The 13,231-nt window shown below is 69.9% G+C and carries 12 protein-coding genes and 2 pseudogenes; 9 read left to right on the top strand and 5 right to left on the bottom strand.

The genetic code is table 11. The features are described from left to right. Positions 1–197 precede the first annotated feature (197 nt). On the top strand, positions 198–947 hold the full coding sequence (locus tag AB0J76_RS49355) for a helix-turn-helix domain-containing protein (RefSeq protein ID WP_364394313.1): 750 nt from the start codon (positions 198–200) through the stop codon (positions 945–947). Positions 948–1,219: 272 nt separating this feature from the next. After that, a complete protein-coding gene (locus AB0J76_RS49350; RefSeq protein ID WP_352328697.1) occupies positions 1,220–1,762 on the top strand; it encodes a hypothetical protein in 543 nt (180 codons plus the stop codon). A 65-nt stretch (positions 1,763–1,827) separates the two neighbouring features. Here the strand turns inward: AB0J76_RS49350 and AB0J76_RS49345 are convergent, their stop codons facing one another. Continuing rightward, positions 1,828–2,736, bottom strand: coding sequence for a hypothetical protein (locus AB0J76_RS49345; RefSeq protein ID WP_352328695.1), 909 nt, complete (start codon positions 2,734–2,736; stop codon positions 1,828–1,830). Positions 2,737–3,039: 303 nt separating this feature from the next. Between AB0J76_RS49345 and AB0J76_RS49340 the strand changes: the two genes are divergently transcribed. Further along, positions 3,040–3,321 (top strand): hypothetical protein, encoded by a 282-nt coding sequence (locus AB0J76_RS49340; RefSeq protein WP_352328693.1) that lies wholly within the window; start codon positions 3,040–3,042, stop codon positions 3,319–3,321. A gap of 976 nt (positions 3,322–4,297) precedes the next feature. Here the strand turns inward: AB0J76_RS49340 and AB0J76_RS49335 are convergent. After that, positions 4,298–5,074, bottom strand: a complete 777-nt coding sequence (locus AB0J76_RS49335) for an enoyl-CoA hydratase-related protein (protein WP_352328691.1) — start codon at positions 5,072–5,074, stop codon at positions 4,298–4,300. A gap of 129 nt (positions 5,075–5,203) precedes the next feature. Here AB0J76_RS49335 and AB0J76_RS49330 point away from each other — a divergent pair, with 129 nt between their 5' ends. Both AB0J76_RS49330 and AB0J76_RS49325 read left to right on the top strand, forming a co-directional pair. Further along, positions 5,204–6,538, top strand: coding sequence for a PLP-dependent aminotransferase family protein (locus AB0J76_RS49330; RefSeq protein WP_352328689.1), 1,335 nt, complete (start codon positions 5,204–5,206; stop codon positions 6,536–6,538). Then, on the top strand, positions 6,535–6,729 hold the full coding sequence (locus AB0J76_RS49325) for a hypothetical protein (RefSeq protein WP_352328687.1): 195 nt from the start codon (positions 6,535–6,537) through the stop codon (positions 6,727–6,729). The genes AB0J76_RS49330 and AB0J76_RS49325 overlap by 4 nt, the downstream gene beginning before the upstream one ends. 16 nt (positions 6,730–6,745) lie before the next feature. Here the strand turns inward: AB0J76_RS49325 and AB0J76_RS49320 are convergent. Continuing rightward, positions 6,746–7,846 (bottom strand): annotated as a pseudogene (locus AB0J76_RS49320) (serine hydrolase domain-containing protein); the annotation flags it as partial. Positions 7,847–7,914: 68 nt separating this feature from the next. On the opposite strand from AB0J76_RS49320, the gene AB0J76_RS49315 reads away from it, so the two are divergent. After that, a complete protein-coding gene (locus AB0J76_RS49315) occupies positions 7,915–8,127 on the top strand; it encodes a hypothetical protein (protein ID WP_352328685.1) in 213 nt (70 codons plus the stop codon). 545 nt (positions 8,128–8,672) lie between these two features. Continuing rightward, positions 8,673–9,053 (top strand): hypothetical protein, encoded by a 381-nt coding sequence (locus tag AB0J76_RS49310; RefSeq protein ID WP_364394306.1) that lies wholly within the window; start codon positions 8,673–8,675, stop codon positions 9,051–9,053. Positions 9,054–9,136: 83 nt separating this feature from the next. On the opposite strand, the gene AB0J76_RS49305 is transcribed toward AB0J76_RS49310, so the two are convergent. Then, a complete protein-coding gene (locus tag AB0J76_RS49305; protein WP_352330267.1) occupies positions 9,137–11,686 on the bottom strand; it encodes a hypothetical protein in 2,550 nt (849 codons plus the stop codon). Positions 11,687–11,927: 241 nt separating this feature from the next. On the opposite strand from AB0J76_RS49305, the gene AB0J76_RS49300 reads away from it, so the two are divergent. Next, positions 11,928–12,686, top strand: a complete 759-nt coding sequence (locus AB0J76_RS49300) for a neutral zinc metallopeptidase (protein WP_364394304.1) — start codon at positions 11,928–11,930, stop codon at positions 12,684–12,686. Between the two features lie 161 nt (positions 12,687–12,847). Beyond that, positions 12,848–13,015 (top strand): annotated as a pseudogene (locus AB0J76_RS49295) (IS5/IS1182 family transposase); the annotation flags it as partial. A gap of 51 nt (positions 13,016–13,066) precedes the next feature. Here the strand turns inward: AB0J76_RS49295 and AB0J76_RS49290 are convergent. Next, the gene (locus AB0J76_RS49290; protein WP_352330002.1) at positions 13,067–13,216 is read right to left on the bottom strand and encodes a hypothetical protein; all 150 of its coding nucleotides are present in this window, start codon (positions 13,214–13,216) and stop codon (positions 13,067–13,069) included. Positions 13,217–13,231 lie beyond the last annotated feature (15 nt).

Genomic DNA, 13,231 nt, shown 5'->3' with positions numbered 1-13,231 from the left:
CCAGTTCCTCAGACGGCACGAACACCCGGATCAGCACGCGGGGTTCGGCCAGGTCGGAGGAGTCGTCGCGCAGTCGCCACATGTCATCGCTCATGGCATCGCTCATGGCATCGCTCATGGCATCCAGAGTGGCGCCGGGCGCCGCCGACAGGCAGGGGAGAGTTCATGGGATGAGTGGCACTCATAGGCTGGCGGTCATGAACGAGACCCTTCGCCACGAGCTCGGCGCCCACCTGCGCGCGGCCCGCGAGGTCGTCGACCCGGCGGACGTGGGTCTGGCCGGCGGTGGACGGCGGCGGACCCCCGGACTGCGCCGCGAGGAGGTCGCGACGCTCGCCGGGGTCAGCGTGGCCTGGTACACCTGGCTGGAGCAGGGCAGGGCGAGCACGACCCGGCAGGTGCTGGACGCGATCTGCCGGGTGCTCGGCATGGACGCGGCGGCGCACCGCCACACGCTGGCACTGGCCGGGTTCCTGCCCGCCTCCCCGGCCACGGCCGCGGGCGCGGCCGTGCTCGGGGAGCCGATCCGGACACTGCTGGACAGTTGGACGTCCACACCGGCTGCGGCCGTGGACGTGCGCTTCGACGTGCTCGCCGGCAACGCCGCCTACCGGCGCTTCTGGGGCGATCCGGACAGCGTGCCGATCGAGCGGCGCAACCTCCTCATCATGCTCGCCACCCCCGGGGGCCACCGCCTGACCGACGCGGAGCCGCTGCTGCGCGGCCTGTACGAGCAGTTCCGGGCCAACACCGGGCACATCCCGGACGACCCACGCGCCGCGGCCGTCGTGGATCTCCTGAAGCGCGAACGGCCCGACGCAGGGCACTGGTGGAGCTGCCGGGCAGTGCGGGAGTTCGCCCCTGTCACGGTCGGCGGGTTCACGTTCTGCCTGCTGCGGCCGGTCGGCGAGGAAGGCGTCGTCATCTTCGCGCAGCTCCCGGCCTGACTGTCCGGAACCGCAGGATCAGGGGTCCTGAACAGGTAGCCCTGAATGCCGGCAAGCACGGCATCGATCCCGGCACGCTCGTCTTGTGGTGGGCGGGTGGGGGCGTCAGTTGAATGGCGGACGGTCATGCAAAGGGGCGACCGGCAAGGTGCTGCCTCTGTCACTGGTTCGAGTCCGTGCCGAAGGAGTGCCTTAGCGCGTGTACAGCGACGCGACGCCGGACTCCTGGCCGCCGCGCTGCCGGCCGTCGTCTCGCCACGATCCTGAGCGCCGTGCTGGCCACCCTCGACCGGACCACCCCGGCCGGGCAGCGCACCGCCGTCCGCGAAGCCGAACTCCTCGCCATCGACATCGAGCACATCACCCAGCACGCCAGGGGCCTGAGCGTGCGGATGTACCGCAGCAAGACCAAGCAGCTGCTCTTCGCCCATCCGGCGATCCTCGGCTTCGGCAGGCCGCTGTTCGACGACCACGACTGGCCGATCGATCTCGACCTGCTGGAACAGCGGACGTTCGAGCAGGGCGTCACGATGCACCACTACGCCGTCCGGGGACGTGAAGGAGGCGGGCTCGTGCTGAAGCAGGTCGCGGAGGGTGTGTGGGTCCACGAGAGCGCGTTCGTGCAGAGCAACACCGTCGCGGTGCGGGGCCGGGCGGGGGTGCTGCTGATCGTCCCCAGCGGCCCGCACCGAGGTGACCTCGGGGTCAGGAAGCGCAGAGGCCGGCCAGGCGGCGGACGTCGGCGCGGATCTCGTCGCGGCGGGCGCCGCACCAGCGGGCGACCACGAGCGCCGCGCGCTGGAACGGGCAGGTGATCTCCTTGATGGTCGGATCTGCCGCATTCGACGACCCATCGAGAGCTCGGACGAAAGCCACGAATCTATGAAAGGCCAGGCATCTCCGCGGTCTGATCGTCGGCCGGTACGGTGACCTTCGCCGTGCCCCAGTCCGAGAACACCATCTCCGTCTTCACCGCCGCCCCCTCCAGCGGCACGTTCATGACCAGCTTGGCCGGCAGCCCGTCGGCGCCCACCCAGACGTCGTAGGAGCAGGTGACCCCCTGCGCCACCTGCTCCAGTGCGGTCCCAAGCCGGGCCTGGTACTGCTCGCCCAGGCCGGTGACGCCCTTCATCACCTTCTGCAGCCCCTCCTTGCCGAGCTTGGCCTTGACGGCGGCCAGCGACTGGTCGAAGTTGGCCGCCACGTACGCCTTGGACCCGGTCTGCTTCAGCGCCTGCCCCAGGTCGTAGGTGACGGTGTAGTGGATGCCGAGCGGATCCGGCGCGGAGGTGAGCTTGCCGGTGGCGTACAGGTTCGCGTCACGGGCCCGCGCGAGGTCCTCGACGGCGCTGTCAGCGCCCCCGGGAGCGATCAGCCCGACCATCCCCTTCTGCTCCTCGCCGAACTTCAGCCACGGCCTGCCCTTCGCCCAGTCGGCGTGCTCGCCCGTGGCCGCCACGTACGTGGCCTCCTCGGTCTGGATGACGTGCGTCTTCTTTCCCGGAGACAGGGGGTCCTCGGAGGTCATGTCCACCCGGGTCGCTGTGCCCTCCAGGTGAATGAGCACGTCGGACTTGACGGCCGCCTCGTCGCCGGTCACCGACACGGCCATCTTGAGACTCTTGTGCTTGGTGAGCTGGGTGTCCAGGACACGCACCACGGCTGCGACCTCCGTCAGGGCGGCCGGAGCACTGGGGGTGGCGGAGGCCGCCGGCACGGGCTTCTCGCCGCCGCCACATGCGGTCAGGGTGGCGAGCAGGAGAACGGCGGGCGCGACTGCACGGCGCATGAAGGACTCCAAGAGGGGATTCGGCAATTCGTGCAGAAAGATCGCGCATGAGAAATCGGCGGTTATGCCCGCCCAGATAGGGCGATTTATGCCGGGCGGCATCGTAGCAGCCGGCCTACCAGGGCAAATAATGGATCAAGAGGGCACGGCGCAGAGCAGACGATTGTCCCCCCGCTGCCGCACCATGCCGACCTCCCGAACCCCAGGGTGCTCCGAAGCGGTGGAAAGGGGCTGGTGACATGGGGGTGAGCAGTAACCCTTCCGGACATGGGAGCGGGGGAGGCGGCGTCGTAGCGTGTGGGCATGGAGCTCGAAGCGCACAAGCCTGACAAGGCGCCTCCCACGTTGAGGGCGCGCATCCGCGTTGTCGCGGTGTGGGTCGTCGTGGGCTGTGTGCTGGCCGCCGCCGTGCTCACCGCGGTAGGTGTCGTGATGGCCTGCCGGCAGGGCGGAGGGCCGATACCGTGGCCCCTCAGGATCGGCCTTCCCATCCTGATGCTCGCCGTGACCGCGGCAGCGGGGGACTCGCCGGGAGGCGGGGTTGAGGAGGCCGGTGCGGACATCGACGTGGACGTGGACTGGTAAGCGATCGGAACAGCATCAGAAGCAGTCGCTGGTGCGAGTTTCCAAGGCGGGAGCGGTGGCGTTGCCCTATGCGGGCAGCTGCACGCAGACGCTGGCGCTCACTCACTCGTTGACCGTCCGCGTGCGCGATGTGGCCACCACGATCACACCGGGGGAGAAGCCGCCTCTGGCGCACTGGGAGGCGCTGAAAGACCTGCGGGAACGGTACTCGCTGCCCGAGATCATCAACACCACCGACCGAACTGGGCGGTTTCGGGAAAAGCCATGCCGGGCCGTCGCCGAGAGGCGGATGACGGGCCGACCGTGTCGTATGAGTTCTCGGTCGCCGCGGGTGACGAGGGTTCGTTCGGGCGCGTCCGGTACACGATCTGCGAGCCGTGCGGAGTCGGCCTGCTCAACAAGATCAGTTTCTCACCCGAGTGGCAGTGCTGCGGGTTCGGCACGTTGGCCGCGGCGATCGAACGCATCACGAGCCGTGTCGCTACCGGGATTCCTGGCTGCCGCGGACTGGATGCGGGCCGCGGCGTCCCTGCCCATCGGCGTGCTCTTGCCCATGCCCGCTGAAGAGAGCGATCGCGCGACAGTGAGCATCATGGCCCACCGAGCCTGCGGCTGCGGGGCTTGCCGGAAGATGAGGCAGGGCAGGCGAACAGCTCACGGAAAGCCGCCTCCTGCTTGGCGCGGGTGCCTTGCAGGGCCTGGCAGAGGCGCTCGGCAGGGACCTCGAACGCGGAGAAGCGGACGGGGTTGCCGCACTCGTAGGGTCCGTACTTCGGTGGGCGCCAGCGGCCGTCGACCATGCTTCCCCGCTGGAGCATGGGCCGGGTGAAGAACGGGGTGGCCGGCCGGCAACTCCGCCCATGACGATCGATCAACGGTGTCCTCCTGGCCCGGTCCTGGTCTGTCTTCTTGGCTCGTGGCGCTCACGCACGCGCCGGACGGTCACGAGCGAGCAGCGCCGACTCTTCCGCCAGGTTCACGCCGACACACTCGTCCGGTCGAGGAACCGTTGCAGGCCGGTCCGCACGCCGTCGGTGGGCACGGTGGCGGCGAAGCTCGCCGCCTCGACCGCCAGGCCCTCGTCGATCGGCAGGTTGATCCCGCGGGTCACCGCGCGCAGACACGCCGCGACGGCCGTCGGCGCGTGCCGGATGATCCGGGTGGCCAAGTCCCGTGCGGCGTCGAGGAGCTCGTCTGCCGGTACGACGGTGTTGACCATGCCCAGCTCGGCGGCTCGGGCGGCCGGGATCGGGTCGCCGGTCAGGATCATCTCCAGGCCCCGCTTGCGACCGACGTGCCGCGGCAGGCGCTGGGAGCCGCCGAAGGGGGGCGGGAACCCGAGGGTGATCTCGGGTTTGGCGAAGGCGGCGTGCTCGGCTGCGATCGCCAGCGGAGCGGCCTCGGTGATCTCGCAGCCGGCGCCGTAAGCGAGACCGTTGACCGCGACGATCACGGGCTTGGCAAACTCCTCGATCCGCCGCGTCAGCCCGTGACCGCGGCGCACGATCTCGCGCAGCGCACGTTCGGGTCCTCCTGCGATGCTGGAGGCCAGCGAAGGGATGTCCGCGCCCGCGCTGAACGCCTTGCGCCCGGCGCCGGTCAGGATGACCGCCCGGATGCTGTCGTCGGAGTCGATGAGGTCGAGCTGCGCGAGGAGCGCGTCGATCGTCGGGTAGTCCAGGGCGTTGAGCTTCTGCTCTCGATCGATGGTGACTACCACCATCTGGTCTTCTCGCTCGATGCGCACGGTCATGCCGGGGTGCTCCGTTTCCTCTGGGTTCGACCTTCTGAGGCTACGAGCACCCATCTAGGACGATCCAATAATCGTCCTAGATACAATGGGGCGGTCCCAACGGGTTCTGCAACGGGCAGCAGGTGTGCCATGGGACCGTCGTCCTACAAGGCCGTTGTTCACGAGTTCGCGTCAGCCATCCGCTCCGGCGCGATTCCGACCGGTGCCCGGCTTCCGACCCACCGCGCTCTCGCGCGCGAGCGGGGGATGGCGCTGGCCACGGCCACCCGGGTCTACGCCGAGCTCGCCGCCTTGGGCCTGGTCGTGGGAGAGCCGGGCCGGGGAACGTTCGTCCGGGTGCGGTCCGGCTACGACGGGCTCGAACCGTCGCGCACTCTGCCGGTGCCCCGGGTGGCGGACCTGTCGTTCAACCAGCCCCTGGCCCCCGGGCAGGCCGACCTGCTGCGGCAGGCCCTGCGCACGATGGCGGTGTCGGGAGACGTCGAGGCGCTGCTGCGCCAGCACCCGCCGGGCGGACACCGGCACGACCGGGCGGCCGTGGCCACCTACCTGCTGGGGCGGGGGATCGACACGGTGCCGCGCAACGTCCTGCTGACGAGCGGGACCCAGCAGGCGCTCGACATCGTGCTGCACACCCTCACCCGACCCGGCGACGTCCTCGCCGTCGACGCGCTCAGCTACCCGGGCATCAAGCTCCTCGCCTCGGCACACGGCCTCGACCTGGCCCCCATCCCGGTCACGGCCACGGGACCGGACCTCGACGCGCTCGATCAGCTGTGCTGCGCCCGGCCCGTCCGCGCGATCTACACGATGCCCACCGTGCACAACCCGCTCGGCTGGGTGCTCGACCGACAGCAGCGCGACCGGCTGGCCGCCCTCGCCCACTCACACAACTGCCTGATCATCGAGGACGGCACCTACGCCTTCCTCGAAGCCTCACCGCCACCGCCGCTCCAGGCCCTCGCGCCCGAACGCACCTGCTACGTCGCCGGCCTGTCCAAGAACGTGGCACCCGGCCTGCGCTTCGGCTTCGCTGTGCTGCCCGAGCGCTATTTGGAGGCGGCCACGAGCGGTCTTCGTACCGCGGCTTGGGGAGCCCCGGGAGTCGTCACCGCGCTCGCCACCCGCTGGATCGCCGACGGAACCGTCACGCGCCTGGAGCAAGACCGCCGCGAGGACGCAGCCGCCCGGCAGGACATCGCCCGCGCCGCGCTCGCCGGCCTGAACCTCACGGCACACCCCGTCTCCTACATCGTGTGGCTCGGCCTGGAGTCGCACCAGCGCCCCGATCACGTCGCGGCCGTGCTCGCGGAGAAAGGCATCCTGATATCCACCGCGGACGCCTTCGCCACCGGCCCCCACCGTCCCCGGGCACTCCGGCTGGCACTGGCCACACCGCCCCGGGACGAGCTCGGGGCCGCGTTGCGCTGCCTGAAGGACGCAATCGAGACCATCCCCCCATGACACATGCCGACAGGACCCGCGCCCCGGCCACCGGGCGCCGCTCGGCGGCCGGCCGGGCGAAGAAGGGCAGCCCGACGCCGCTGACCGCCGCGCTCACGACCCCGTCCTCGAACGTCGGCGCCGTCGCCACCTGCCGCTCGGCCGGGTTCGACGAACGAGAGCCGACCCGCGACCGCTGCCACGACAGCTGACGCCCTACCAGGCTGTCTACGCGTCGACGGCCTGGTAGACGGTGGTCCAGAAATCGTGGATGAGCCGCGCCGGGTCGGGCACCGACAGCCCGACCTGGGTCAGCAGGATCCCGGTGAGCCCGTGGTGCGGGTCGGTGTAGACCGACGTGCCGGTGTCTCCGTCCCAGCCGAACTGGCCGATCGGGGCGTAGTCGCCGCGGTGCGTGCGTACGGCCATGCCGAAGCCCCAGCCGCCGTGCTGCCCCTGCCCGTGTGACCGGTGCACGTGGTCGAGCGCCATCTGGTGGCGGGTGGCCTGCACCTCGGGCCTGAGCCGGTTGGTGGTCATCAGCTCCACCGCGCGGCGCGACAGGATCCGGCGGCCGTCGTGGACCCCGCCGGCCAGCAACATCCGGAAGTAGGCGTGGTAGTCGTCGGCGGTCGAGACCAGGCCGCCGCCGCCCCGGTGGAACTGCGGCGGCTTGCTGAAGCTCCCGCCGGCGGCCTCGTCCCACACGTGGAACTCCCCGGTGCCCGGGTCGGGGACGTAGCTGGGCGGCAGCCGGTCGATCACGTCCTCGGCGACCCAGAACCCGGTGTCGTCCATGCCGAGCGGCCCGAAGACCCGCTCGTCCAGGAAGTCGCCCAGCGTCTGGCCCGTCACCCGGGCGACGAGCATGCTGAGCACGTCGTGGCTGAGCTCGTACTGCCAGCGCTGTCCCGGCTGGTAGGACAGCGGGATCGTGCCCAGGAGCCGCAGCCACTCGTCGGGGTCGACCGCCGCCCCCGCGTCCGTGCTGTAGTAGGCGACCTCCATGATCTTCGCGCCGATCGGCGCGGCCATCAGCGGCAGATCGATGCCGAGCCCGAACGTCGAGGTCAGCACGTCCCGCACCGTGATCGGGCGCCTCGCGGGCACGGTCTCGTCGAGCGGGCCGTCCGGGCGGACGAGCACCCGCCGGTCGGCCAGTTCCGGCAGCCACTCCTGCACCGGGTCGTCCAGGCGGATGCGGCACTCGTCCAGCAGCACCATCGCGGCCGCCATCGTCACCGGCTTCGTGGTCGAGGCCATCCGGAAGATCGTGTCCCGGCGTATCGCCGGTCCTCCGTCGTGCCGACGTCCCCGACTACTGGCGTGCCGCGGTCGTCCCCTTCCGGACCCCCGGCGGACAGCCCATCCACCTCGGCCCTCCGGTCGGCGACTGGATGGAGCTGGTCGCCATCGTCGCCAACGGCGAGATCGTCGCTCCCGTCCACGCGCACGCCGTGCGTTACCACACCCGGCCCGACATCGCCTACGTCCCCATCACCGGCGTGCCGGACTCGCGATGGGCGCCGGTGTGGCGGGCCGACGCCGAGTCCGACGTCATCCGCGCCTTCCTCGACGTCGTCACCGACCTCGGCCCGCTCCACCTGTGACCAGCTGAGCCGGCGGGTCAGGGGCAGGTGACGGCGAGCTTGCCGAGGGCTCCGGCGGCGAAGTCGCCGAACGCCTCGGGCGCCTGCGTCAGCAGATGGGTGGCTGGGACGGGGACGCGCAACGCGCAGGCTCGGCGTCGAGCGACGGTCGGGCGCCAAGGCCAGCCGTACCTCTCAGTGCGAGCCACCGACATAACTCGTCGCCGACGACTGTCAGTTACTCATCGCTCAACAGAAGTCGTCGAGAGGCCGGGCGAGCGGGTGGGCGCGGCCGAGCTGATCGGCAATGACCGGATCCACCGTGCCGACTTCACGATCCGCCAGGTTGCCAGATGACCGGGAAACGAAGCCTCCGCGCCGGGCGATGGCTGCCCAGCTCGCGCCATGCCGGTGATCGCTGTCTTGCCTGATGACGGAGGTTGTCCCCCAAACCGTAGCAACCTTGCGGCCAAGATCTCCCTGACGATCACGCCAAGGCCGCGTGCAGCCGGTATCGGCTGCACGCGGCCAATGTTCGCCAGGTCCAGGTCCCCTCTCCGCCGGCGGTGTTCGTGACCTCCGGGCCGGTCCTGCCGGCCCTGGCCGGCGCGTCAGACGTCGCGGCGGCCAGGATCATGCCCGCCGATCTCGGCTACCACCTGCTGTCCGGCCTCCGGACGTGGCCGACAAAGACGGTCCTGGGCACGGTCGACATCGTGCCGGGCATGATGCTGGGCATCTGGGCGGCCCGCCGCCGCATCCTGGACGAGCCCGAGCGGCACCGGACGCTGCTGCGCCGCGTCACCGTGATCTGCCTCGCCGTCGCGTTCGCCGGCCGGCTTCCGGGAGCCCTGCTGCTGTCCGGCGCGTGGACGCCATGGACCGCCTGCTCGGCGTCCCTGTCTCCGACGCCGTGTTCAAGATCGACCTACGTCCGGGGCGAGTGACCTGATCCCACCCCACGGCTCCCGCCGCACACCTCGCGCGACTCGGATGGCCGCACGAGACAGGCCGGGCGGGAGCGGGAAACTCATCGCGGAGAAACGAGATTGTTCACGCAGGTCTCCTCGGTCGCGGGGTCCTTCTCGCCGTACTGGTTCGACCAGTAGTCCTGGGCGGTCATGAACCGCCACCACGTCAGGCAGGTCCTGATCAGATAGGTATGATCGGGGTGGACGATCGGGCGCTGCTCGGTGTAGGTGACGGGCTGTCCAGACTCGAACGGCGTGCCCCGGTAGTAGTACGTCCATGAGGCCAGCGGCAGCATCGGCGGGCCGTGTGTCTCGTCGCAGTAGCGGGTGCCGTCGGGGCGGGTCAGCGTGCATTCCTGTTCGACCACGGTCTGGTCGACATAGCTGGACTGGACATCCCGTACCAGGTCCGGGTGGGTGACGCCGGTCAGCGCGACGGACACCTCGCCGGCCAGGGTGACGTTGCCGACCGCCGTGAAGCCACGTCTGTCCGACTCGGGGCTCGTGCCACCTGGGCCGTCATAAAGCCTCTCCCCTGCGGCGGGGTTGGCCAGCCGGAGCCGGTCGTTCGCGTACGCGGCCACGTCCCCGCTGGCCGACGCCTCACGGACCGGCGTGGTGGAGATCGTGTACGGGAGGTTGCCCGGGCTGGTCCGTGCGGTCAGCGTGACCGGATCGCCAGGCGAGAGCGGGCCGGTGACCCGCGGCGGGGTCAGCGACACCTTCCAGCCGAGGCAGTTGCCGCCCGGATGCTTGCCGTGCTCACGCGCGCAGGCGTTCTGCCAGGGCCCGTGCTGCCCAGGGCCGTCGGTCATGTAGGCGACGAAGTCGTCGAAGCCGGCCTCGCAGGTGTGGACGACCAGGTAGGAGAGCGGGCGGGTCTGCGATCCGGCCTTCAGGTCTCTGACATACACATAGAAGCAGGACTCCCTCGGCCAGGTCTCGTCCATGCACGACCGGTTGAAGAGCAGTGCGGTCACGTGGTCGCCGCGGCTGTCGAAGGCCCGGCGGCAGGACGCGGCGGGCGCATAGGAGCCGAGCACCCACTTGTTCGCGCAGGCGATGCCGTTGCCGAGGCAGTCGGTGTCGCCGTCGTAGTCCGAGCGCAGTAGCCAGGATTCGACCGGTTTTGCGTCGGGCTGCCCGCCGCGCACCCTCCTCGGGATCAGCAGCAGCCGCTCAGGATGACCTGGGTCGTTGCCGGAACCGAAACAGATCCCGGCGATCGCGCCGTACGCGCACGGCGTCGAGCGTCCCCCGCCGGAAATCGTCAGACCTGGTGCGCCGAAGGCCAGCTCGCCCTGCCCGCGCCCGTTGAACGCCTGCAGGTAGGAGTGGTGCGCGGGGTTGAGCATGAGATCGGCGAGCGCGTCGGGCGGCCGGTACTTCGACGAGGCGGCCAGCGTCCCCTCCTCGGCGAAGTTGGCCCCCGTGCGCGTGACGGGCGCCAGGTCGCCGACCCACACCTGCATCATCGGAGACACCTCGTCCACGTCGAACAGCAGCTCGCCGCGGTTCTCGAGCCGCCGCCTGAACGTCGGGTTGCGCAGCTCTCCCATCGACTCGGTCGCCGCTTTCGCGGCGATCAGATCGAGTACGGCCCGCACCCGCGGCCGAAGCGCCTCGTCGCCCAGGTCGTAGAGGTTGAGCAGCCCGATCATGTCCAGCCTGGCGTAGATCCGCGAGTTGTACTCAAGGAAGTCGGTCCGCAGCCACGTGTCGAGCTGCTCGGTCAGCCTGGCGCGCAGCCCGTTGGTCTCGTTGTCGGGGTTGAAGTTGACGTCGTAGTCGGCGACGGACTTGTTGGTGGCCCCCTGCACGGTCACCGGGCTGAGCATCGGCAGCCACAGGTTGTGCAGGTAGCGGGTGCTGGTGATGAGCAGGTTGTGGTTTTCGGTCTCGGGGATGTCCTTCCCGGCGATCTCGCAATTGACCGTGTCGTACTGGGAGGCCCCGCCCTGCAGCCAGACGACCCGCGACATCTTCTCGTCCAGCCTGGCCCGGTCCTGCTCGGAGTAGTGGTAGCGGGCCAGCAGCCAGGTGCGGATCACGAGCGAGATGGTCAGGTCCCAGTCGCCGTCGTGGCAGAGTTCCTGCATCTCGGTGCCCGGCCTGCCCCAGAGCTCGAACACTCGGCTCAGCTCGTCGTCCACGGTCTTCCACCCGGGCGCGTCGCGCCTGGTCGTGGGGCCGCCCTCCCACTTCTCCGCCCAGTCGGGCGCGAGATCGCGCAGGCACTGCGCCGCGTTCGCCGGCGAGGACAGCGGGGGATAGACGACCCGGTCCGGCTCGGGCTTGCCGTTGTCGCCGCCGTTCATCACCCGCTGGATGGAGCCGGTGCCGATGTTGGTGTCGAGCATGCGAAGCAGCGTGACCTGGGCGAGGACGTGCGCCGGGTAGTCCTCGCCGTAGTTGTCGGGCAGGTCGCCGCACGCCTTGACGAGCAGCGGCGGCACCCTGAACTGCTCCCGGGCGCCGCGCAGCTCGATGAAGTTGTCGGGCGGTTTGACCGGCGCGTAATCGATGTACGGCGCTGCGTCCGCTCCCGCGGGTAACCCGGAGAACAGGACGGCGCCGGCTAATCCGATGCTGAGCAGGATCCGTCTCATGAGCCGACCATGACGGAGCGGGCCTCAGCCCGCATGAGTAGCCCTCTGCTCAATTACGGCTGCTGGGCCGCGAACATCCACTGCTGCTTCCGAGCCTCGCCCGGAGACGCGCCGGGCGCTGACTGGCGGACAAGCCGACCGGGCGTGTGGCTCTTCGCAAGATCCACTCAATGTGGGTTTCGGGCTTATGCGGGCTGACACCCATGTAAAGTCCGGTGCCATGCGTCCGACGTCCTTGATCGTGCCATTACTCGTCGGCGTGCTCGCCGGCGCCGCGTTCAGCGGGACGGCCGGCGCCGCGTCGGCCCCGGCCGTGCTGACCAAGAACCCGCTGTACAAGGCGGGCAAGTTCGCGCTCAAGACCTGCGAGGAGCCGTATGCGGCCAGCGCCGACGTCGAGGTGTTCCGGCGCTACGTCGAAGAGGTCTCCCTCTGTCTGGACAAGGCGTGGGGGCCGCTGCTGACGAAGGCCGGTCTGCGGTACACCAAGCCCGAGGTGGTGTTGTCGTACGGCGAGCGGGTCAAGACCTCCTGCGGCATCTACGCACCCGACGCCACTGACAGCGTCTACTGTACGAACACCAAGACCATCCACATGATGGTCAGCGACTACGGGCTCAAGGGCGAGATCGACAAGCCACAACTGCTGGAGGCCCTCAGCGCGGGCTATGCCATCCATGTCCAGAACGTCGCGGGCATCATGAACGCCGTGGCCAAGACCATGAAGAAGCTGTCCAAGCGGGACGCGCTGGCCCTTCAGTCCAGATACACGCTGCAGACGCTCTGCTTCTCCGGGGCGTTCACCGGCAGTGTCTGGGATTCGCTCGGCCACACGCGCGAGCACGGCCAGGACTACTACATCGATCGGCACGTCATCGACGGCAATTTCGCCGGCTTCGGCAAAGCGTCCAATCGTGTCTACTGGATCAGGCGGGGGTTCGAGTCCGAGTCGCCGTCCGTCTGCAACACCTTCACGGCTCCGGCCGCCAGGGTGAAATAGCGCGTGACCAGAGGAGGACGCGCCGCGCGGCCGTGATCAGCCTCTCACCGGCGTGAGCCCGTAGATACCCAAGGCCTAAGACGATCTCCCCCGGCGGCGCCTGCATCCGACTGAACCCAGGGCTCCGAGAGCGATCAGTATGTTCCTCGTCCATGGCCGCCATCAAGGTGCCCCGGCTCGGGCCCGGCCGCCCACGCACCCGACCGGAGATCGTCCGGGCCGACAAGGCGTATTCCTCCCGTGCGATCCGGCAGCATCTGCGCGCTCGCAAGATCCGGTGCACCATCCCTGAACCCGCCGACCGCATCGCCGCCCGACAGCGGCGTGGCAGCCGCCGGGCTGGTCCGGCGTTCAGCAGGGTCCCGCCGTGGCGGGGCGGGTCAAGCCGCCCCCGTCCAGTCCAGCAGGGCCTGCTGCTCGGCCTCCATCGGCCCCGCCCAGGCGAGGTGTCCGTCCGGCCGGACGAGGAGCGCCTCGGCCTGCTCCAGGTCGGGCGAGGGCTGCCAGGCCGTGGCGGTGACGATCTGCATGCGGTCGTCCCGGCC

The sequence above is a fragment of the Nonomuraea sp. NPDC049624 genome, from assembly GCF_040675255.1.
Taxonomy (GTDB): domain Bacteria; phylum Actinomycetota; class Actinomycetes; order Streptosporangiales; family Streptosporangiaceae; genus Nonomuraea.
The sequence above is the reverse complement of the archived record's forward strand: the minus strand, read 5'-3'. Positions and strand labels throughout refer to the sequence as shown.